Genomic DNA, 20,608 nt, shown 5'->3' with positions numbered 1-20,608 from the left:
GTTCCAGTCCTCACGGGGGTACCGGACGTTCTCGTCAATGCTACGCGAATGTTTCCCGCCGCCTTTCGAGGCGGCAGGATCGGTCCATGACTTCTGCTGACGACGAGAAGGCGCGGCGCATCGCCGCCATACGCTCCTGCGACCGCGTGCTCTCCCACGGGAAACCCGCCACGATCCGCGAACGCCTGGCCGCGCTGGCCGAGCGGGAGGAGCTGGACGGCCCCGTGGACATGTACGGCGACGGGATCGTCTCCGTGCTGGAGCGCCGGGTGGCCGGGCTGCTGGGCATGGAGGAGGCCGTCTGGTTCCCCACCGGGACGATGGCCCAGCAGGTCGCCCTGCGCTGCTGGGCGGGCCGCACCGGCAACCCGGTCGTGGCGCTGCACCCGCTGGCCCACCCCGAGGTGCACGAGCGCGGCGCGCTGTCCGCGCTGGGCGGGCTGCGGACCGTCCACCCCACCACGGCCCGCCGGCTCCCGGACGCGGACGAGGTGCGCGGCATGGACGAGCCCTTCGGCACGCTCATGCTCGAGCTGCCGCTCCGCGAGGCCGGCTTCGTCCTCCCCACCTGGGACGAGCTCACCGCCACCGTGGCCGCGGCGCGCGAGCGCGACGCCGTCGTCCACTTCGACGGCGCCCGCCTGTGGGAGTGCCCGCCGCATTTCGGCCGCCCCCTGGACGAGATCGCGGGCCTCGCCGACAGTGTGTACGTCTCCTTCTACAAGTCCCTCGGCGGCGTCTCCGGCGCCGCGCTGGCGGGCCCGGCCGACCTCGCCGCCGAGGCGCGCACCTGGCGGCACCGCTACGGCGGGCTGGCCTTCCAGCAGTGGCCCGCGGTGCTGGCCGCGCTCGACGGACTCGACCGCGAACTGCCCCGCCTGCCGGAGTACGTGGCCCACGCGAAGGACGTGGCGGCGACCCTGCGCGACGCGCTCGCGGAGCGGCTGGGCTGGGTCCGGGTCCACCCGGAGACACCGCACACGCACCAGTTCCAGGTGTGGCTCGCGGAGTCCCCGGAGGTCCTCGACGAGGCCACGGTGCGACAGGCCGAGGAGACCAGGACGGCACTCTTCGGGCGCTGGTCGGGGGCGGAGGTGCCGGGGGTCGCGATGACGGAGGTCACGGTCGGGGCCTCCGCGCTCGAGTGGGACGCGGCGGCGGTGCGCGAAGCGGTGGACGAGTTCGCGCGGTTCCTCGCGGGGGCGTGACGCCGCGCTTGCGGGGCCCTCGCCGGGTGCGGGAGGGCGCGGGGTGCGGGGTGCGCACTGTGTGGGTGGCGGCGAAAAAGCCCCACCGCCACCACACACGACCCGCACGCGCACGACCCCCTACCGGGCGGCCCCGCCGCTCCCCGCACGGACGAGGCCCGATTCGTACGCGAGGACGACAGCCTGCACCCGGTCCCGCAGACCCAACTTCGTGAGGATGCGTCCGACGTGCGTCTTCACCGTCGCCTCGCTGAGCACCAGCTTCCCCGCGATCTCCCCGTTCGACAGTCCCTGGGCGACCAGCAGCAGCACCTCGCGCTCGCGGTCGGTCAGCCGGTCCAGCTCCTTGTGCGTCGCCCGGTTCGTGCTCGGCAGCAGCGGGGTGAAGCGGTCGAGCAGGCGCCGCGTGGTGCTGGGGGCGACGACGGCGTCGCCGCTGTGGACGGCACGGATCGCCGCGAGGAGTTCGTCCGGCGGGACGTCCTTGAGCATGAAGCCGCTCGCGCCGGCCTTGAGGGCGGAGAAGGCGTACTCGTCGAGGTCGAAGGTGGTCAGGATGAGGACGCGGGGCCCGCCGTCGTCGGGGGTGCGGTCGGGGGCACCGCAGATCAGGCGGGTGGCCTCGACTCCGTCCAGGCGGGGCATGCGGACGTCCATGAGGACCACGTCCACCGCGGTGGTGCGCAGGGTCGCGACGGCCTCCGCGCCGTCCCCGGCCTCGGCGACGACCTCCATGTCGGGCTGGGCCTGCAGCACCATGCGGAAGCCGGTGCGCAGCAGCACCTGGTCGTCGACGAGCATCACGCGGATCGCCATGGTCCGGTCCTCTTCTCTCTGTCTGCCGTCCGTGTCCCGCTAGCCCGCGGCCTTCACCGGGAGCACCGCGCTGATGCGGAAGCCTCCGCCGGGGCGCGGCCCGGCGTCCAGGGTGCCGCTGACCATGCCGACGCGTTCGCGCATGCCGATGAGCCCCTGGCCCTGGCCGTCCTCGCCGCCGCCTTCGTAGAGCTCCTGCTGGGCGCCGCGGCCGTCGTCCTCGATGAGCAGGCTGAGGTCGCTGTCGCCGAAGGTGAGCCGGACTTTGGCGCATGCCTCGGGGCCGCCGTGCTTGCGGGTGTTGGTGAGCGCCTCCTGCACGATGCGGTAGGCGGTGAGCTCGACGCCGCTGGCCAGCGGCCGGGACTCCCCCTCGACCTCGAAGGCGACCGGCAGCCCGGCGCCCCGGACCTGCTCTATCAGGTCGGTCAGCTGGTCGACGCCGGGCTGCGGCACGTACTCGCCGCCGTCGCCGTCGCCGGCCCGCAGCACTCCGAGCAGTCGGCGCATCTCGGTCAGGGCCTGGCGTCCGGTGGTGGAGATGGTCTCAAGGGCCTGCTTGGCCTGCTCGGGGGAGGCGTCCAGCACATAGGCGGCGCCGTCGGCCTGGACGACCATGACCGAGACGTTGTGGGCGACGACGTCGTGCAGTTCGCGGGCGATCCGGGCCCGCTCGGCGGCGACGGCGGCCCTGGACTGCGCCTCGCGTTCGCGCTGCAGGCGGGCGGCGCGTTCCTCCAGTTCGGCGTAGTACGCGCGGCGCGTGCGGAGGCTGTCGCCGATCACCCAGGCCAGCAGGAAGGGGATGGCGAGGAAGACCGTCGCCACGGCGTCGGCGAAGCGGCCCTGGCTCTCGTCGGGCCAGCGCAGGGTGGAGAGGGGAGAGGCGAGCAGGCCCCCGGCGAGGGCGAGCCTGGACGCCCAGCGGGCGCCGTTGGCCGCGACGGTGTAGACGATCAGCAGCATGGCGAAGTCGCCCGGGTTGATCGGCACGTCCAGCACCATTTGGATCACCCCGGCAAGCACCGCGAGCAGCAGCATCTTCTCCGGCATGCGGCGGCGCAGCGCGGCCACGACGCACAGCGCGAGCACCAGCGGCACGGCGGCGACCCGTAGGTGATGCGTGTGCACGGCGTCGACGACGACCCACAGGGCGGAGATCCCGAGCAGGACGAGAGCCCAGAAGCTGTCGACCCAGGTCGGGTGCCTGCGGAGGAAGTCGTAGAGACGCTGCACGTCACCCAGCGTAGGCATCCGCGATGCGTGCGGGAGTCAACCGGAGGAGCGATCCCGGGTACTCCCCAAGGTGGAGGCGCGCCCTTTGTCGTACGGCGGGCGCCACGCCGTACGCGGTACGCCCGCCGGGAGGGTCAGCCGGCGGCGCGGCGGTGACCCCGCGCGCCGCCGCGGGCGCGCTTCTCCATGTACATGCGCTGGTCCGCGGATTGCAGCACCTCGTCCGCGGTCATGCCGCAGCCGGCCCAGCCGATGCCGAAGCTGGCGCCGACGCGGAGCGCGCGGCCCTCGAAGCGGATCGGCGGGATGATCGCGTTGCGCAGGCGGACGGCGAGGTCCTCGGCGTCCTCGCGGCCCAGGCCGTCGGCGAGGACGACGAACTCGTCGCCGCCGAGGCGGGCCACCGTGTCGCCGTCCCGTACCGCCCCGGTGAGACGCCGGGCGACCTCGATGAGCACGGCGTCGCCGGTGTGGTGGCCGAAGCGGTCGTTGATCGACTTGAAACCGTCCAGGTCGCAGAAGAGCACGGCCAGGCCCTTGCCGCCGTTCCGGCCGTCGGACGGCGGGACGGTGTGGGTGTGGTGGTCGAAGTTCCCGAGGAGCGGGGCGGCGCTCACGACCGTGGCGTAGTCGTGGGTGTAGGCGAACTCGTCGGCGCTCGCGTCGGCGGCGGCGTGGCCGCCGGTGTCCGTGGCCTGCGGGCGCGCGCACAGCCTGGCGGACAGCCGGGCGCGCAGTTCGGCGCTGTTGGGCAGGCCGGTGAGCGAGTCGTGGCTGGCGCGGTGGGCGAGGGCGAGTTCGCGGCCCTTGCGTTCCTCGATGTCCTCGACGTGGGTGAGCAGATAGCGCGGGCCGTCGGCGGTGTCGGCGACGACGGAATTGCGCAGGCTGACCCAGACGTAGCTGCCGTCGCGGCGCTGCAGCCGCAGTTCGGCGCGGCCGCCCTCGGCGCTGGTGCGCAGCATGACGCCGACGTCCTCGGGATGGACGAGGTCGGAGAAGGACTGCCGGCGCAGTGCCGCGGCGGGGCGGCCGAGCAGCCGGCACAGCGCGTCGTTGGCGCGGATCAGCTTGCCGTTCTGGTCGCCGCCCATCTCCGCGATGGCCATGCCGCTGGGCGCGTACTCGAAGGCCTGGCGGAAACTCTCCTCGCTGGCCCGCAGCGCCTGCTGCTCGCGTTCCAGGCGGACCAGTGCGCGTTGCATATTGGCACGCAGACGCGCGTTGCTGATGGCGATGGACGACTGGAAGGCGTACATCTGCAGGGCCTCGCGGCCCCAGGGGCCGGGCCGGCGGCCACCGGCGGGGCGGTCGACGGAGATCACGCCGAGCAGCTCGCCGCCGCCGGCCGGGTTGGTGTACATCGGGGCGAGGAGGCGGTCCTCGGGGTGCCACTCGTCGGGGAAGCGGGGCGGGGGACCGTCGCCGGGCCAGCACGGGACGTCGTCGCCGTCCAAAACCCAGCCCTGGTAGTGGGGTATGAAGCGCAGCGCGCCCCACCGCTCCCCCATCGACAGCCGGCGCTCCCAGGAGGCGCGCGAGCCGACCCGGCCCGCCATCAGGGCTTCCGCGGCGGCGCTCCCGGACACGGCGGCGACGACCAGGTCGCCGTCGGGGCGGACGAGATTGACCACCGCCAGCTGGAAGCCGAGGCCCTTGACGACGCCGTCGGCCACGGCCTGCAGGGTGTCGGCGAGGCTGCGCGCGCAGTTGAGCTCCGCCACCACCTGGTGCACCTGGCGCAGGGTCGCGAGGCGGACATACGGCTCCGACTCGGTGTCCATGCGCTCTCCCGGGCCCTCGACGACAACTCCTGAGACTGCTTGTGATCCGTTGTGGTCCAAATCCCTCAGCAACTGAATCACAGCGAGCAGTTCGCCCGGTACACAGGGTCAACAATTCGTGGCCCTTGTGACTCAAGTCACACCTGATTGTCGTGTTCCGATCACACAGCGGGGTCAGGCCGCCTCGATCCCTTCACCCTTTGAACACAATCGAGCAGGTGAGCGGGGGGGGTGGTGCGCCCGGAGGCGGGAGCGGACGGGGAGTCCTAGGACCTGGCTCGATCCGAAGTCCGATGCGGGTGGTGCGGCAGTCCGGTTAGCGTCGGGGCGTGTCACAGTCAATCACCTCCGCGCCCCGCATCCCGCATCCTGGGACCGTGCCCGACGGTTCCGAGCCAACTTCGTCCGGTGTGGACGGCGATGCCTTCCGCGCCGCCATGAGCCGCCTTGCCTCGGGGGTCGTCCTGGTGACGGCCCACGACCCCGAGGACGGCCCGCGAGGGGAGGACGTCGGCATGACCGCGACCGCGTTCGTCTCGGTCTCCCTGGAGCCGCCGCTGGTGATGGTGAGCCTGCGCGAGGGGTCGCGCATGGACGAACTGCTGGAGCGCCGGCGGCGCTGGGCGGTGTCCGTGCTGAGCGAGAGCCAGCGGCACATCGCCGGGCGCTTCGCCATGCGCGGCCGTGTCAGCGACCGGCTCCTCTTCGAGGACGTGGCCTACTACCGCGGCGAGGCCTCGGGCGCGCCGATCCTCGGCGGCGGCCTGGCCGTGCTCGAGTGCGAGACCGAGCAGCGCGTCCCGGCCGGGGACCACACCCTGGTGATCGCCCGCGTGCTGACCGCGCGCACGCCCAGCGCCGACGGGGCGCCCCTGCTGTACTTCCGGGGCCGCTACCGGCACCTCGGCTGAGACCCTGCCGCGGGGGCCGGGGCCTTCGCTGCGGCCTGGACGACGCCGCGCCGGCTCAGGACCAGCCCCGCGGATCACGGCCGCGCTTGGTGTCGCCGCGGCGCTTCTTCTCCCTGAGCCGCCGTTCGTTGATGCCGCGCGGGATCTTCGTGGGCCGGCGCGCCTTGGGCGGCGGCGCCGTGGCCTCGGCGAGCAGCGCGGCCAGGCGGGTCATCGCCGCCTCCCGGTTGCGCCACTGCGAGCGGTGCTCGGAGGCCCGTACCACCAGGACGCCGCCCACCAGGCGGGAGGCGAGCCGCTCGAGGGCGCGCTGCTTCCACACCGGGGGCAGCGCGTCGGAATTGGCGAGATCGAAGCGCAGCTCGACCTGGCTGTCGGAGGTGTTCACATGCTGGCCGCCCGGTCCGGACGACCGGGAGAAACGCCACATCAGCTCGGTCTCCGGCAGGCAGACCGAGCCGCGGACGACGAGTGGGGGCGGCCCTGACATGCGTCCCATGATCCCCCCGCCGTCCACCGGAGTCACGGGATTTTCCGGGACATGGCCGCGGAGACGGTTTTCGCCGCAAAGGAACCATGCCGGCCTCTCACGACGTTCTCCCGTTGGAAGGTAGCGTCGTCGTCGGCACGATTGACCGACATCACGGAGGGGACCCCCATGGCTGTAAGCCTGTCGAAGGGCGGCAACGTCTCGCTCACCAAGGAAGCACCGGGCCTGACGGCCGTCACGGTGGGCCTGGGCTGGGACGTCCGCACCACCACCGGCACCGACTTCGACCTCGACGCCAGCGCCATCGCGCTCAACCCGAGCGGCAAGGTCTACGCGGACGCCTACTTCGTCTTCTTCAACAACAAGCAGACGCCGGACCAGAGCATCGTCCACACCGGCGACAACCGCACCGGCGAGGGCGCGGGCGACGACGAGGCGATCAACGTCAACCTGGCGGGCCTGCCGGCCGACGTCGAGCGCATCGTCTTCCCCGTCTCCATCTACGACGCCGAGACCCGCAGCCAGAACTTCGGGCAGGTCCGCAACGCCTACATCCGCATCGTCAACCAGGCCGGCGGCGCAGAGCTCGCCCGCTACGACCTCAGCGAGGACGCCGCCACCGAGACCGCCATGGTCTTCGGCGAGCTCTACCGCAACGGCGCCGAGTGGAAGTTCCGCGCGGTCGGCCAGGGCTACGCCTCGGGCCTCGCCGGCATCGCCACCGACTTCGGCGTCGGCATCTGACGCCGAACGGGCCCGGGCCCGCCTGACGAGCCCCGCTCAAGAGGGCGCCCATGCCCCGCACGCGACCGGCGTGCGGGGCACCGGTGCTCGAACCCCTCGCGCCGGTGGGCGGCTCCCTCCCTCCCGGCGTCCTGGCCGCCTGACGCAGCTGTACGACTCCGACCCGGCCTCCGCGGAGCAGGTCGCGAGCAGCGTCGACGCCGGACTCGCACACCCCGCCATGGACGTGCTGCTCGCCCGGGACCCGAGCCGACGGGGCGCGGCCGCATCGCCGTCACCCAGGCCGAGCACCGCTCCCGCTCGACCCGTACCCCTTCATCGGCCTGCCGGTGGTGCACGGCGGCGGCACCGCTCGGGGCCCGGTACGCGGACTCGCCGGGCCGAGCGAGCGGCGGCTGAGCGCGCGGGGACGGACGGCGTGCGCGTGGCGGTGCTCGACGGAACCGGCGCGCCGGCTTTCCGGCGGACGCCGGCCCGTCGCGTGAGCGGCCATCGCGAGGACCGGCAGACGGGCCGCCCCAGCCCCGTCATCACAAGGACCTGCCGCCGGGGCCCGTACCATCGGCGGGTGATCGACCTCGGCTACTCGCTGTCCCGCCGCTTCCCCGACCCCCCGCAGACCGACTACCGCACCGCCGACGTGCGGACGCTGCGCCACGACCTGTTCTGCGGGGACGTCTACCTGGCGGACGTGACGGCCGACCGCGAACTGTCCACAGCCTGGGGATGGGTTCCGGTACTCGACTTCGCGTGGGCCCTGTGCGACATCGTCGAGCTGCTGGACCGCGATCCGCTCGGCAGCCGCGCCGCCCGCCCCCAGTACGCCGAGCTGGACTTCACCGAGTCCACCGACCGGCTGCGCTTCCAGCGCCGCTTCGGCTTCGTCGACGTCGTCGCGGACTGGGCGCCGGACGAGCGTCCCCTCTCCTTCGCCCACGCCGAGCTGCGCCGCGAGGCCCGCGACTTCCTGCACGACCTGATCGCCGACCTGACCGACATGCACGACGGCCTGGACGCCAACCCCGTGATCTGGGAATTGGCGGCGCGTTTCCCCCGCCCGTAACCCGAATGGCGCTATCCGGCATGCGGGAGACGCTCGCCCGCCGTCCCCTTGGGGCATGGACGACTACCCTCTGCTGAACCTGTTCTGGACGATGCTCCTGATCTTCTGCTGGGTGCTGTGGTTCTTCCTGCTCTTCCGGATCATCGGCGACCTCTTCCGCGACCACGAGGTGGGCGGCTGGGCCAAGGCCGGCTGGATCATCCTGCTGATCTTCCTCCCCTTCATCGGCGTGCTCGTCTACGTCATCGCCAGGGGCAAGGGGATGGCCGAGCGGGACCGCAAGCAGGCCAAGGAGATGGACGCGGCCTTCCGGCAGTACGTGCGGGAGGCCGCCTCGGGTGACGGCGGGGCCGCGGGCGGCAACGTCGACCAGCTGGCCAAGCTGGCCGAGCTCAAGAGCCAGGGCCACATCACCGAGGAGGAGTACACCAGGGCGAAGATGAAGCTCCTCGCGTGACCGCGTGACCGCGTGACCTGCGCGACCTGCGCGACCTGTCCGGCGTACGCGACCTGCTCGACCGGTGCGACCGCTTGACCTCAATCACGCTCGAGGTTGAACGGTGGGCGGTGCGGATCATCCGACCGCCCACCGTTCCGTGTCCAGGGGGAGGCACCGCACGCCATCCGTCTCCACGTGTTCGGCCCGGCCGGCAACCTGAGCTACGAGAGAACCGCGGCCCTGGAACCCGGCCCCGGCACCGGACCGGCCCCTGCCCGGCCCCGGCCGGCCCCGGCCCGGTCAGTGGAGGCTGAGCGGGCGCAGCACGCCCTCCGGGTCGTGGCGCCGCCACAGCTCGCGCACCCGCACGCCGGTGGCGCCGGGGTAGGCGCGGTCGAAGACGCCGGGGCCGGTGCCGCTGTCGAAGTTCACATAACCGCCGGTGCCGAGCTCGCGGACCGGCGCCCACAGGCGGTGCAGGTCGTCCTCTCCGTGCGGAGGGAAGAGGTTGCCCTGCGCCAGGACCTGCGCGCCGCGGTGGGCGTAGGCGGTGGCGTCGGCCGCAAGGTCGTCGATCGCGCCCCCGAGCGAGCGCAGCTGGACGAAGGCGGGCCGCCGCCGGTCGACGGCGGCCGCCATGACGGCGCGTGCCGCGTCCCGGGGCATCGCGGGCAGCAGCGAATTGGTGCTCACCACCGGCTGCTGACCGGTGTTCGCGTGCTGGTGGGCGGTGGAGACCAGCGCGGTGTACGGAACGAACTGCGCCGTCGCCTGCAGCGGGCGGTGCGGCCCGGACAGCAGGGGGCCGAGGGCCTCGCGGACGCGGCCCGGATCGTCGTCGGCCGCGGCGACGGTGACCGAGAGCGCCAGGGCCGGCCCGTTGGCAAGGAGGTGGGCGGCGGAGGTGAGGGTGCGCGGCGCGGCGGCCATCGCGGACGCCCACTGGGCGAGGGCGCCCCCCGCCCGATCGGCCTCGAAGACCAGCTGGGCCACGCCGATCTCTCCCAGTTCCATGGCCTCGATCTCGAAGGCGGTCACGATCCCCACCCCCGCGCCCGCCCCGCGCACCGCCCAGAACAGGTCGGGGTGCCGCGCGGCGTCGGCGCGCAGGGCGGTCCCGTCGGCCAGGACGAGCTCGACGGCGCGGACCCGGTCGACGGTGAGGCCGTACGTGCGGGCGAGCCAGCCGATGCCGCCCGCGGTGGCGAGGCCGCCGGCCGCGACGTTGCCGTGGTCGCCCGAGCTGACGGCCAGCCCGTGCGCCGCGAGCGCGGCGGCCACCCGGCCCCAGCGGGCGCCCGCCCCGATCCGCACCAGGCGGGTCTCGCGGTCGAGCACCCGGACCTCGTCGATCCCGGAGAGGTCGACGACCACGCCACCGTCGTTGGAGGACCGGCCGGACAGCCCGTGGCCGCCGGAGCGCACGGAGACGGGCAGGCCCTGCGCCCGTGCCGCCGCGAGGGCGGCCGCGATGTCGCCGGGCCCGCGCACGAGGACCACGGCCGCGGGGCTGGCGACGGTGGTGTAGGTGGAGCGCAGCAGCGGGTAGCGGGGGTCGCCGGGGAGCACGGTGTGCCCGGCCAGGTCGGCGGGCACGGCGAAGGCCGCGGCCGCCGGGGCCGCGCCGCGGCCGGGCGTCACCGGGCCACCCGCTCGCGGACGGCGGGCACGACCTCGCGGGCGAAGACCTCCATCTGCCGCCGGTGAGCGGTGACGGGCCAGAAGACGAAGGTGTCGAAGCGCAGCTCGGTCGCCCACTCGGCGAGGGTGTCGACCCACCGGCCGACGTCCCCGTTCAGGCCGGGGGCGCCGGAGCCGCCGATCACCCCGATCACGTTGTAGATGCGCCGGACGTCCGCCGGATCGCGTCCGGCGGCTCGGGCGGCCTCGTCGACGATCCGCTGGCGCTCCGGCACCTCCCGGGGCGGCACATAGATGTTGAGCGGCGAGATCCAGCCGTCCGCCGCCCGCCCCGCCACCGCCAGCATCCGCGGCCGCTGCCCGCCGAGCCACAGCTCGACCCGGCGCGGCGGCACCGGGCCGGCCTGGTAGCCGGGCACCGTCAGCACCGTGCCGCGGTGCCGCACGGGCCCGCCGTCCAGGGCGGCGCGCAGCAGCCGCAACGACTCCTCGGTGTACGCGACCACCTCGCGGGGCGGCATCGGCGGCGCCCCCATCGAGCCGATCGCCTCCGGTATCCCACCGCCGCCCACGCCCAGCTGGAACCGCCCGCCAAAGGCCGCGGCCAGGCTCGCGGCGGTCTTGGCCAGCATGACCGGGGGCCGCAGCCGGAGGTCGGCGACGTCGGTGAAGACCGAGATGCGCGAGGTGCGGGCCGCGACGATGGCGGACAGCGTGAGCGCGTCGAGATGTCCGGGCTGGTACGGGTGGTCCTGCAGGGCGAGCAGCTCCAGCCCCGCGGCGTCCGCGGCGGCGGCCAGCTCCAGTGTCTCCGGCAGCCGTCCGGCGTCCGGGTCGAGGCTCAGCCCGAAGCGGAGCCGCTGTGCACGGTCGGTGGTGTCCATGTCTTCAGCGTCGGGGGCCCGACGCCTCCGGCAAAGACAGGGGTGAGCTGCTAATCTCAGGTAAGTGACTTCCGGAGACAGCCCCGCACCCGACGACATCGACGCCGAGGCGTGCGCCGCCTTCCAGGCCGTACTGGAGCAGGTCGGCCGGCGCTGGACCGGCGCCGTCCTGCTGGCGGCCTCCCGCGGTGCCCGCCGCTTCACCGACTTCCGCCGTATGGTGCCGGGCATCTCCGACCGGCTGCTCTCGCAGCGCCTCAAGGAGTTGGAGAACCTCGGCTTCATCGGCCGCGAGGTCGTCCCCAGCACCCCGGTGCAGATCATGTACCGCCCCACCGCCCGCGGCAGGGAACTCCTCACCGCCCTCGAACCCCTCACCGCCTACGGTCTGCGGCACCCGCCCGGACCGGCGCCCGCCTGAAGCACCGGCGGCCGCCCCTCCCGCCGGACCGGTCAGCGGCTCCCGGGTCGGCCACGCCACGTCGGCGATCATGGCGGAGGAAGCGGAGCCCCGAGGGGGCGGAGCGGAACCCGAGGGAACATGTCCGATTCCGGCCGACCTGGGCTCTCCGGCTCCCGATGGCTCTGTCCACACCGGCGTCGGCTTCTACGGCAAGGACGCGTCGGACGGCGGAAGCCGGAACGTCCATCTGTCGGGCTTCGCCATCGAGGGCGACGTCCGCGAACGCATCGACACCGACCAGGTGAACGGCGTCGGCAGGGCGATGAGCGACTCCACCATCGACGGCCTCTACATCCACCACACCAAGGTGGGCATGTGGTTCGACGGCCCGATGTCGAATCTGCGGATCACGAACAGCGTCATCACCGACCAGATCGCCGACGGCCTCAACTTCCACACCGGCGCGACGGATTGGCTCGTCCGCAACAACGTCGTCCGCAACTCCGGCGACGACGGGCTGGCGATGTGGTCGGAGAAGAGCGGCAACGCCCGCAACGTCGGCGCGGTCGGGGTCAACAACTGCGGGTCCTTCAACTTCCCCGCCGGAGGTTCCGAGTTCTCCCTGACCGACCCCGGCGGCAACGACGGCGGCGGCGCCACGGGCACCTGGCTGGGCGCGTGGCAACTCCCCACCACCATCACCTGCGACGACCGTCCACCGGTCGTCGCGCCCCCGGGGCCCACCCCCTGGTGACGGGACGCCACGCCTGGTCCCCGGAGCCGCCACGGGAACCAGCGGACCGCCCCGATCCGCCGCCAGGCCGGGGCGAGGGAACCGGGGAACGGGGAGCGAGACGGGGGGCGGGCGGAGGCGACTTGACCGAATCCATAACCCTTCACCCCCCTTGGGTCACCCGCGGGCCCCCGACCCGTCATCCGGGCTTCGCCTGACGGGTGTCGGGTGGACACGGGCCGGCGACCAGCCGGCCCCTCACCCGTAAGGAAGACCCAATGACACTTCGCGGGAAGCGAACCGCGGGTTCCGGCACGCGCCGGACCGCCGTGGTCACCGCGCTGGCACTGGCACTGACCGGTGCGGTCACCGGTGCCGCCACCGCCTCCGGCCCCACCGGGGACGACGCCCCCCTCGGGCGCACGGCCGACCCTGACTGGCTGCCGCAGACGCCGCAGAACTGGCCGCTGGTGGTGGACTACGACCGCACCCCGGCCGAGACCGTCACACAGGGCCTGCGGCACTACAGCGAGACGTACGACACCGTAGGCGGCCGGCAGCACATCCAGGTGCTCGACGCCGACCTCGGCGACCCGAACCTCCGGGTCGGCATGGTCGAGGCCGGCGCCACCCTCACCAACCCCGCCGACGAGACCCCCTCCTCGATGGCCCACCGCACCCACGCGGTGGCCGGCGTCAACGGCGACTACTTCGAGATCCACGCCAGCGGTCGCCCGCTCGGCGGCATCATGACCGACGGCCGGCTGCTGAAGAGCCCGAAGCCCGGCTTCGCCTCCCAGCTGGGCGTCAAGCCCGACGGCACCATGGTCATGGGCCCGGAGACCTTCTCCGGGACGATCACCGCCGGCTCCGCGACCCGCGCGCTCACCTCGCTGAACACCGTGAACGACCTGGCGTCCGGCGGCATCACCGAGGTCACCCCCGACCTCGGCGAGACCCCCGGCCTTGCCTCGCCCTCCACCCTGGTGCTCGGCCACGTCACCGAGGGCGGGTTCGTCGTCGAGGACGTGCGCACCGGGGTCACGACCGTGCCGCGGCTCTCCGCCGACCAGTTGGGTCTGCTCGGCGCCGGCGCCGGCGGGCAGTGGCTTGCCGACACCCTGCACGGCGGCGACCGGGTGGGCATCGCCACCCGGCTCTCGCCGGATAACGATGTCACGCAGCTGATCAGCGGCGTCGACACGCTGATGAAGGACGGCAAGGTCTACAAGGACCCGACCGGCACCCCGCCGAGCGGCGCCAACCCGGAGACCGCGGTCGGCATCACCAAGGACGGCAAGCACGCCATCGTCGTGGCCGTCGACGGCCAGGGCGGCACGGCCAGGGCCTTCGGCATGACCCGCGACCAGGTCGCGGGCTACATGGCCGCCCACGGCGCCTACAGCGCCATGCTCTTCGACGGCGGCGGCTCCACCGGCATGGTCAGCCGCGCCCCCGGCGCCGACCAGGCCGAGATCGTCAACACGCCCTCCGACCAGCCCGGCAACACCGAGCGCCCGGTCGCCAACGGCATCTTCTTCTACTCGACCGCCAAGGAGGCCGGACCGGCCGTCGAGGTCGTCGTGAACGACGGGGAGCAGGTCACCACGGTCGCCGGCGGCTCCGTCCCGCTCCCGGTCCACGCCGTCGACCGGTACGCCAACCCGGCGGCCGGCCGGATCGACGTCCGCGTCGAGCCCTCCTCCCTCGCGTCGTACGAGAACGGCAGGCTCACCCCGCACCGCGCGGGCACCGGCCGGATCATCGCCTCCGACGGCAAGGCCTCGACCTCGGTGAAGCTCCGGGTCGTGAGCACGCTGGACAGCCTCACGGTCTCGCCGGACAAGGCCGACCTCGACAACGGCGCCACCCAGCAACTGACCCTCTCCGGCACCGTCAAGGGCGGCGAGGAAGTACAGATCCCCGCCGAGGCGGCCACCTGGCAGGTGACCCCGGAGGACCTGGGCACCGTCGACGCGCACGGCCTGTTCACGGCCGGCGCCGACCACGGCGGCCTCGCAGAGGTGACCGCGAAGGTCGCCGGCGCCACCGCCACCACGTCGATCGCCGTAGGCAGCGTCAGCAAGGTCATCGACCCGATGACCAGCCTCGACGTGTGGCGGCTCAGCAACAACACCACCGGAAACCCGGCCACTCTGACGGCCGACCCCGGCGTCGTCCCGCCTGGTTCGACAGAGTCGGGATCGCTGCGGCTCGACTACTCGATGCCGGCCGGTTCCGGCGTCAAGCAGCTGGTGCTGTCGCCCCGCGTCACCTTGAAGACCGACACGGACAACGGCCAGGTGCCCACCGGGATCGGGGTCTGGATCAAGGGCGACGGCAACGGCATCGAGCTCGCCGAGAAGTACATCGGCGTCAACGGCACGTCCACGACGCTGTACCCGACGTACGTCACGTGGAAGGACTGGCACCTGGCCGTCGCCCAGCTGCCCGCCGGCATGCAGTTCCCGCTGACGATCAGCTTCGTCGACTTTCTGGCGATCAGCCCGAGCACCGCCTACAGCGGCTCCCTCAACGTCGCCGGGCTGCAGGCGCTGTACTCGCCGCGGCCGGTCGTGGCGCCGGAGTACCACGCCGTCCCGGACAACCCGAAGTGGCTGTCGTACGAGGAGGACTCCGCCGACTTCGCCAAGAAGGGCACCACCCTCCTCGCCGGCGACGACGCGCACCTGCTCGCCTCGGACCCCGGCTCGGTCAGCAGCAACGTGATGGACTCCGTCGCGAAGCGGCTGCCCACCCTCACCCCGCAGGCCCGGCCGGACGCCGCCCAGTTCCTCGGCGACATGGCGGACGACGGCAAGCTCGTGGACCTGCAGTACGCGAAGTCGAAGATGGACGCCCTCGGCATCCCCGAGCGCGACATCGTCGGCAACCACGAGATCACCCAGGGCGCCGACTCCGAGAACGGCAACTACAGCGACACCTTCGGCGACACGCACTACGCGTACAGCCAGGGCTCGGCGCGGATGATCGTCACCGACAACTCGCACGGCAGTCTGCAGTCCTCGGACCCGTTCCAGAACCCCGAGGGCGTGCAGTACCCGTGGCTGGTCCAGCAGTTGACGGACACCACCGCCAAGGACGTGCTGGTCATCACCCACATGCCCGCCTACGACCCGCACCCGGCCGCGAACAGCCAGTTCACGGACCGCTGGGAGGCGCGGATGTACCTGCGGCTGGTGCAGCGCTACCAGCAGACGCATCCGAAGCAGCACGTGATCATGATGTACGGCCACGCGCGCGGCTTCGCCGAGCAGATCCTCAACCCCGAGGGCGAGAGCGTCACCACCGCCGAGGGGGGCATCCCGCAGTTCACCTTCGCGGACCTCGGCATGCCCGCGTACGCCCCGGCGGACCAGGGCGGCTTCTACCACTTCGGGCTGATCCGGATCGGCTCCGACGGCGACCTCCAGTTCACCGTCGAGCCCGCGCTCGCCACGATCGAGGTCACCGCCCCCAAGGACCCGATCGCCCGGGGCGACCGCGTCACCCTGACCGCGACCGGCGACCAGATCGCCGGTGACAACATCGCACCGCTCAGCATCCCGATCGCGGACCCCGCGTCCCACGTCTGGACCTCGAGCAACCCCAAGGTCGCCTCGGTGGACCCGTCCACCGGCGCCCTGACCGCCCACCGCTCCGGCACCGCGACCATCACGGTGGCCAGCGGCGGCGTCACGGGCACGGCGCAGGTCACCGTCCGCTGACCCGCGAGGGGTGCCCGCCCTCGCGGGCGGGCACCCCTTCAGCCATGTGCCGTGCCTTGGAGGCCACGCGGATAGACGGGCGCCCCGCCGCTGAGGCCCACTGGTCCGAGTCGGCGGCGGACCGTGCCTCGCGGCGAGGAGAGGCTCGCAGGAGCGGCGCCGCTACTGCGGGGCGATCTCGTACATGCCGGGGCCGTCCAGATACCGGAGCGTGTGCAGGTCGCGCTGCAGGACGGCGTCCACCGGATGGGACAGGGTGAGCGTCGCGGGATACTCCAGGTCGTAGGTGGTGGCCGCGATCCGTTCACCGGGGCTGACGACCATGGTCAGGTCGCGGAAGCTCTCCAGCGCCCGCACCTGGTCCAGGGCGCGGTAGCCAAGCAGCCTGCCCGACGCCGGGGAGACCAGCGCCGCCCACGCGAAGGCGTGCCGCCGCACATACGGCCTGCCCACCCGCTCGTGGAAGCGCTCCGGCCGGACGTAGGCGTCCACCGACCACTCGATCTGCCCCTCGCCCAGGACCTCCCCGACGTAGTACGGCAGTCCGGACGCTCGGGCGCCGGCCTCCACGAGGCGCGGGCCGGCGGGCGTCATCTTGATCTCCAGGTGCGCGGCCCCGTGGCGGATGCCGAGGGCGTCGAGCGTGCGGAAGGCGTAGGGGACTAGTTCGTCCGCGGGCTGCTCGTCCGCCCGCATCAGCACCTGCGCCACGACCAGGTCGAGCACTCCGTTGGCGGTGATGCGCTCGGTCCGCCACACATCGGTGACCTGATGCACACCCTCGCAGCTGGCCGTGTTGACGATGTACTCGGTGCCGACCAGGTACTCCTGCGCCACCACATGGGTGATCGGATCACCGATGACGGTGTTCCTTGCCCGCAGGCTCCGCAGCGCGGCAGCCGAGTCGTCGGGCGTGTCGCAGAACCACACGCCGTCGCCCGCGTGGCTGCGCAGCGGTTTGATCACCACCCTGCCGCCACGTGCCTCGTGCCAGGCCCGCAGTTCGTCCTCGTCTCCCGTCCGGATCTGGCTGCTCGCGGGGACGCCGCACTCCTTGAGGCGCTCGATCTGGAGGTACTTGTCCCGTCGTGCCGCACTGAGCGCGGTGCCGTTGGACGCCAGTCCGAGCATCTGTGAGAGCGCGTCGGCGAGTTCGACGCCGGTCTCCTTACCGGCGAGGACGGCGACCGGGCCCAGCGCCGCGAGCTTCCCGGCGATGACATCGATGTCACCATCACAGACGAGTACATGGCTGAACCTCGACTCGTCCGCCGGCGGGTAGCCGAAGAAGCGCTGGGGGGAGGGTGGGGCCGGCGAAGTGCGCCCGCGGTGATGTCGCCTGGCGATGTCAGGAAGCCGTACCACCCCTTGCCCAAGACTGGCTGCAGTGAGGCTGCGATCGCGGAGATCACCCCGAGGACTCCGCCGATCGTCGCGGCATTACGTGCCTGTTGCCGTCAACCGATGCCGTCGGGAGACGGCACTGCCCGTACAACACCTACGCACAAGACCCGGACCTCTGTGAACGGCATTCGCCAGCCCCCGCGGTTGTAGAGGTGTGTCGAATCCGGTCACGGGGCCTCGAATGTGGTCACGGCCAGCGCCCTGTCCACCCGAGCGGCGGCCAGGTCGTCGTGGCGGATGACAAAACTCGTGTAGTGCTCTTCGTAGACCCGGGATTCCCTCGCGAGTGATATCCATTCGCTCGTCAGCCGGTACTTTTCCTCCTCCAGGTGGGAATACCATTTCGCAATCGGGATGGCAGGGATTTCGCCTGCCTTCTCGCGTCCCGCGAGGGTCTGCTCCGCGATGCTGTTGATCACCTCATCATCGGCATACCCGCCGATGAAGACGCCGGCGCCAGACGGCCAGAGCTCGTAGGCCAGAGCCCGAAGTTCGTCCAGGTGCGGCAGGTCACGCTCCATGTACCGGACCAACTGCTGCTGGAAGGGCGACATGTCCTCCCAATCGAGATCCTCCCAGTACTCGTGCCAGCCCTCGTCGCCCTCCTCGAGCCAAAGGGGCAGTTCGGCTCTGAGTTCGGCGCACACGTCGAACCGCTCGCGGACAGAGACGGAGTCGGGGGCCTCCGCGATTGCGGTTTCAGTGCCGTCCGGAACGTACACGACTCGCGCGTACCTCCCGGACCTGTCCTCATGGTCGATCTCCTGGTGCACCAAGAAGAGCAGCGTCCCGTCCGCCGGCAGGTCGAAGCCGTCGACTCTCGGCAGCGCCCCGCAATCGACGGAAAAGAGCAACGGCAACGGAACGTCCCCGGCAGACGGCCACTTCATGCCCACCGGCAGCCGGGGCAACCCACCGAACTACCCGACCGGAGGACCACCACTACCCCCGAACAACCCGATCGACAGACGAAGGTGCTGGCCGAACCTGCTGATCTCGTCGTCCGGGAAGCCCAACTCAAGCGCTGCCCCATGAAACTGCCCCTGATGATCCATGCCCGGGAAGATAAACCCCTTCCACCCAGGCTGCGCCATCGGAGTGGTGGCGGGCATGGGCAGCACGTGGTGGATGCGAGCGGTCGGTCACCTTGGATCACCCCAGCGGATCCGCCTCCAGGAGGCCGCGCGGCCCAAGGCGAAGTCGCGCATGTCCCCGGCAGCATGATCAGTCCCGACGTAGAAGTGCCACTCGCCGCTGGGGGGATGGGTAGCGCAGCCCTCATGTCCGTTGGACACGAGGTCCCACGCGCTTGACTGAGACCGTCAGATCTCGCGTTCCAAGGAACGACAGGTTCGGACACCGCTCACCCACAAACATGATTCGCCGTCCCGCCGGCGCCTGAGCCACAGCAGGGTCAGCATCACGATGGACATCTCCACGCACGTGACATCGGACACACAGCGTGAGGCCAACAGCCACATGGACCGTCTGCTGAGGCGCCGCCTCGACCGTGAGTGACCGCCCCCGGTGATGTCACCCGTGGACGTCGAACGCCCCGGACCGATCACGGTCCGGGGCGTCGTCGCTGCTCCCAACTGGAGCCGCCTGTCGGGTTCGAACCGACGACCTTCGCTTTACAAGAGCGGTGCTCTACCAGCTGAGCTAAGGCGGCACGGCACCGTCCCCGCTCCGGGGTGTCCGGCTAGCGGGTGGGGCCATGAGAAGTGTACCCAGGCGGGGAGGGGGAGGGGTCCGTGATGTGAGGGCCGGGAGGGTGCTGACAAAGCGGGGCGGGCCAGGTAACGTCACGGAAGGTCCGCGTCCCGTGGACTAGACCTTTTCTCCTTTACTCGGATCGTCCGGCACGTTCCTGCCGGTGAAGGGACCAGTGCACCATGGCCACTGTCACGTTCGACAAGGCGACCCGGATATACCCCGGGTCCGAGCGCCCCGCCGTCGACGCCCTGCAGATCGACATCGCGGACGGCGAGTTCCTCGTCCTCGTCGGCCCCTCCGGCTGCGGCAAGTCGACCTCGCTGCGCATGCTGGCCGGCCTGGAGGACGTCAACGCCGGCGCCATCCGGATCGGTGACCGCGACGTCACCCACCTGCCGCCCAAGGACCGGGACATCGCCATGGTGTTCCAGAACTACGCGCTCTACCCGCACATGACCGTCGCGGACAACATGGGCTTCGCCCTGAAGATCGCGGGCGTCAACAAGGCCGAGATCCGCAAGCGGGTCGAGGAAGCCGCCAAGATCCTGGACCTGACCGAGTACCTGAGCCGCAAGCCGAAGGCGCTCTCCGGTGGTCAGCGCCAGCGTGTGGCGATGGGCCGCGCGATCGTCCGTGAGCCGCAGGTCTTCCTCATGGACGAGCCGCTGTCCAACCTGGACGCCAAGCTCCGTGTCCAGACCCGTACCCAGATCGCCTCGCTGCAGCGCCGCCTCGGCGTCACCACGGTCTACGTCACCCACGACCAGACCGAGGCCATGACCATGGGCGACCGCGTGGCGGTCCTCAAGGACGGTCTGCTGCAGCAGGTCGACTCCCCGCGCAACATGTACGACAGGCCGGCCAACCTCTTCGTCGCGGGCTTCATCGGCTCTCCGGCGATGAACCTGGTCGAGGTGCCGATCACCGACGGCGGCGTGAAGTTCGGCAGCGCCGTGGTCCCGGTCGAGCGCGACGCGGTGCAGGCCGCGGCGGACAAGGGCGACCGCACGGTCACCGTCGGCGTCCGCCCGGAGCACTTCGACATCGTCAGCGCCGAGGGCGCGCTGTCGAAGGACGAGCCGGCCGGTCTGGCCGTGACGGTGAACGTCGTCGAGGAGCTGGGCGCGGACGGCTTCGTCTACGGCTCGGCCCAGGTCGGCGGCGAGCACAAGGACCTGGTCATCCGCGTCGGCGGCCGCCAGGTGCCGGAGAAGGGCTCCGTGCTGCACGTCGTGCCGCGCGCGGGCGAGACGCACGTCTTCTCCACCTCCACCGGCGAGCGGCTGAGCGACTGAGCGCGCAGCAGCCGACTGAGCGGCCGGGCGCCCGAGCATCGACCGCCCGGCCGCCCCACCGCTGAGGACCCAAGTGGGGGGGGGGGGGGGGGGGGGGGGGGGGGGGGGGGGGG

General features: G+C 72.0%; 16 protein-coding genes, 1 tRNA gene and 1 pseudogene. 9 read left to right on the top strand and 9 right to left on the bottom strand.

All coding sequences use genetic code 11. From position 1 onward, the window contains the following. Positions 1 to 86: 86 nt before the first annotated feature. Positions 87 to 1,208 (top strand): threonine aldolase family protein, encoded by a 1,122-nt coding sequence (locus AC3ET4_RS15905; protein ID WP_431949708.1) that lies wholly within the window; start codon positions 87 to 89, stop codon positions 1,206 to 1,208. A gap of 120 nt (positions 1,209 to 1,328) precedes the next feature. Here the strand turns inward: AC3ET4_RS15905 and AC3ET4_RS15900 are convergent, their stop codons facing one another. The 3 genes from AC3ET4_RS15900 to cdgB all read right to left on the bottom strand — a co-directional run bounded on the left by AC3ET4_RS15900 (position 1,329) and on the right by cdgB (position 5,044). Beyond that, positions 1,329 to 2,024 (bottom strand): response regulator, encoded by a 696-nt coding sequence (locus AC3ET4_RS15900; RefSeq protein ID WP_431949706.1) that lies wholly within the window; start codon positions 2,022 to 2,024, stop codon positions 1,329 to 1,331. A gap of 39 nt (positions 2,025 to 2,063) precedes the next feature. Beyond that, the gene (locus tag AC3ET4_RS15895) at positions 2,064 to 3,260 is read right to left on the bottom strand and encodes a sensor histidine kinase (RefSeq protein WP_431949704.1); all 1,197 of its coding nucleotides are present in this window, start codon (positions 3,258 to 3,260) and stop codon (positions 2,064 to 2,066) included. 134 nt (positions 3,261 to 3,394) lie between these two features. Further along, positions 3,395 to 5,044, bottom strand: coding sequence for a diguanylate cyclase CdgB (cdgB, locus tag AC3ET4_RS15890; protein WP_431949702.1), 1,650 nt, complete (start codon positions 5,042 to 5,044; stop codon positions 3,395 to 3,397). 341 nt (positions 5,045 to 5,385) lie between these two features. Here cdgB and AC3ET4_RS15885 point away from each other — a divergent pair, with 341 nt between their 5' ends. Continuing rightward, complete coding sequence (locus tag AC3ET4_RS15885) at positions 5,386 to 5,955, top strand: flavin reductase family protein (RefSeq protein WP_488175941.1); 570 nt, start codon at positions 5,386 to 5,388, stop codon at positions 5,953 to 5,955. 55 nt (positions 5,956 to 6,010) lie between these two features. On the opposite strand, the gene arfB is transcribed toward AC3ET4_RS15885, so the two are convergent. Beyond that, positions 6,011 to 6,445 (bottom strand): alternative ribosome rescue aminoacyl-tRNA hydrolase ArfB, encoded by a 435-nt coding sequence (gene arfB, locus AC3ET4_RS15880; protein ID WP_431949700.1) that lies wholly within the window; start codon positions 6,443 to 6,445, stop codon positions 6,011 to 6,013. Positions 6,446 to 6,613: 168 nt separating this feature from the next. Between arfB and AC3ET4_RS15875 the strand changes: the two genes are divergently transcribed. The 3 genes from AC3ET4_RS15875 (at position 6,614) to AC3ET4_RS15865 (ending at position 8,709) form a co-directional block, all read left to right on the top strand. Continuing rightward, positions 6,614 to 7,189 (top strand): TerD family protein, encoded by a 576-nt coding sequence (locus AC3ET4_RS15875; RefSeq protein WP_431949698.1) that lies wholly within the window; start codon positions 6,614 to 6,616, stop codon positions 7,187 to 7,189. Positions 7,190 to 7,757: 568 nt separating this feature from the next. Continuing rightward, positions 7,758 to 8,252 carry a hypothetical protein gene (locus AC3ET4_RS15870; RefSeq protein WP_431949696.1) on the top strand — a complete coding sequence of 165 codons (495 nt, stop codon included), beginning with the start codon at positions 7,758 to 7,760 and terminating at the stop codon, positions 8,250 to 8,252. Between the two features lie 55 nt (positions 8,253 to 8,307). Continuing rightward, a complete protein-coding gene (locus tag AC3ET4_RS15865; RefSeq protein ID WP_431949694.1) occupies positions 8,308 to 8,709 on the top strand; it encodes an SHOCT domain-containing protein in 402 nt (133 codons plus the stop codon). A gap of 282 nt (positions 8,710 to 8,991) precedes the next feature. Here the strand turns inward: AC3ET4_RS15865 and AC3ET4_RS15860 are convergent, their stop codons facing one another. Together AC3ET4_RS15860 and AC3ET4_RS15855 are read right to left on the bottom strand one after the other, a co-directional pair. Further along, positions 8,992 to 10,332, bottom strand: a complete 1,341-nt coding sequence (locus AC3ET4_RS15860; protein WP_431949692.1) for an FAD-binding oxidoreductase — start codon at positions 10,330 to 10,332, stop codon at positions 8,992 to 8,994. Beyond that, positions 10,329 to 11,216: an LLM class flavin-dependent oxidoreductase gene (locus AC3ET4_RS15855; RefSeq protein WP_431949690.1), complete on the bottom strand. Its 888-nt coding sequence runs from the start codon at positions 11,214 to 11,216 to the stop codon at positions 10,329 to 10,331. The genes AC3ET4_RS15860 and AC3ET4_RS15855 overlap by 4 nt, the downstream gene beginning before the upstream one ends. 64 nt (positions 11,217 to 11,280) lie before the next feature. Between AC3ET4_RS15855 and AC3ET4_RS15850 the strand changes: the two genes are divergently transcribed. The 3 genes and pseudogenes from AC3ET4_RS15850 to AC3ET4_RS15840 all read left to right on the top strand — a co-directional run bounded on the left by AC3ET4_RS15850 (position 11,281) and on the right by AC3ET4_RS15840 (position 16,080). Further along, positions 11,281 to 11,637, top strand: a complete 357-nt coding sequence (locus AC3ET4_RS15850) for a winged helix-turn-helix transcriptional regulator (RefSeq protein ID WP_431949688.1) — start codon at positions 11,281 to 11,283, stop codon at positions 11,635 to 11,637. A 139-nt stretch (positions 11,638 to 11,776) separates the two neighbouring features. After that, positions 11,777 to 12,373, top strand: a pseudogene (locus tag AC3ET4_RS15845) (hypothetical protein); the annotation flags it as partial. A 257-nt stretch (positions 12,374 to 12,630) separates the two neighbouring features. Further along, on the top strand, positions 12,631 to 16,080 hold the full coding sequence (locus tag AC3ET4_RS15840; protein ID WP_431949686.1) for a phosphodiester glycosidase family protein: 3,450 nt from the start codon (positions 12,631 to 12,633) through the stop codon (positions 16,078 to 16,080). A gap of 162 nt (positions 16,081 to 16,242) precedes the next feature. Here AC3ET4_RS15840 and AC3ET4_RS15835 read toward each other — a convergent pair whose 3' ends face one another. From AC3ET4_RS15835 to AC3ET4_RS15825, 3 genes are all read right to left on the bottom strand, one after another. Then, positions 16,243 to 17,445: an ATP-grasp domain-containing protein gene (locus tag AC3ET4_RS15835; RefSeq protein ID WP_431949684.1), complete on the bottom strand. Its 1,203-nt coding sequence runs from the start codon at positions 17,443 to 17,445 to the stop codon at positions 16,243 to 16,245. A 206-nt stretch (positions 17,446 to 17,651) separates the two neighbouring features. Further along, positions 17,652 to 18,395, bottom strand: a complete 744-nt coding sequence (locus AC3ET4_RS15830; RefSeq protein WP_431949682.1) for a DUF1963 domain-containing protein — start codon at positions 18,393 to 18,395, stop codon at positions 17,652 to 17,654. Between the two features lie 685 nt (positions 18,396 to 19,080). Further along, positions 19,081 to 19,156: transfer RNA gene (locus AC3ET4_RS15825), tRNA-Thr, on the bottom strand. Between the two features lie 223 nt (positions 19,157 to 19,379). Between AC3ET4_RS15825 and AC3ET4_RS15820 the strand changes: the two genes are divergently transcribed. Then, positions 19,380 to 20,495: an ABC transporter ATP-binding protein gene (locus AC3ET4_RS15820; protein WP_431949680.1), complete on the top strand. Its 1,116-nt coding sequence runs from the start codon at positions 19,380 to 19,382 to the stop codon at positions 20,493 to 20,495. The last annotated feature ends 113 nt before the right edge of the window (positions 20,496 to 20,608 follow it).

The organism is Actinacidiphila sp. bgisy167 (assembly GCF_057707665.1).
The sequence above is the reverse complement of the archived record's forward strand: the minus strand, read 5'-3'. Positions and strand labels throughout refer to the sequence as shown.

Coding starts and splice junctions, on each gene's coding strand:
- AC3ET4_RS15905 (WP_431949708.1), top strand. CDS start 87: ATGACTTCTGCTGACGACGAGAAGGCGCGGCGCATCGCCGCCATACGC.
- AC3ET4_RS15900 (WP_431949706.1), bottom strand. CDS start 2,024: ATGGCGATCCGCGTGATGCTCGTCGACGACCAGGTGCTGCTGCGCACC.
- cdgB (WP_431949702.1), bottom strand. CDS start 5,044: ATGGACACCGAGTCGGAGCCGTATGTCCGCCTCGCGACCCTGCGCCAG.
- arfB (WP_431949700.1), bottom strand. CDS start 6,445: ATGTCAGGGCCGCCCCCACTCGTCGTCCGCGGCTCGGTCTGCCTGCCG.
- AC3ET4_RS15875 (WP_431949698.1), top strand. CDS start 6,614: ATGGCTGTAAGCCTGTCGAAGGGCGGCAACGTCTCGCTCACCAAGGAA.
- AC3ET4_RS15865 (WP_431949694.1), top strand. CDS start 8,308: ATGGACGACTACCCTCTGCTGAACCTGTTCTGGACGATGCTCCTGATC.
- AC3ET4_RS15855 (WP_431949690.1), bottom strand. CDS start 11,216: ATGGACACCACCGACCGTGCACAGCGGCTCCGCTTCGGGCTGAGCCTC.
- AC3ET4_RS15840 (WP_431949686.1), top strand. CDS start 12,631: ATGACACTTCGCGGGAAGCGAACCGCGGGTTCCGGCACGCGCCGGACC.
- AC3ET4_RS15820 (WP_431949680.1), top strand. CDS start 19,380: ATGGCCACTGTCACGTTCGACAAGGCGACCCGGATATACCCCGGGTCC.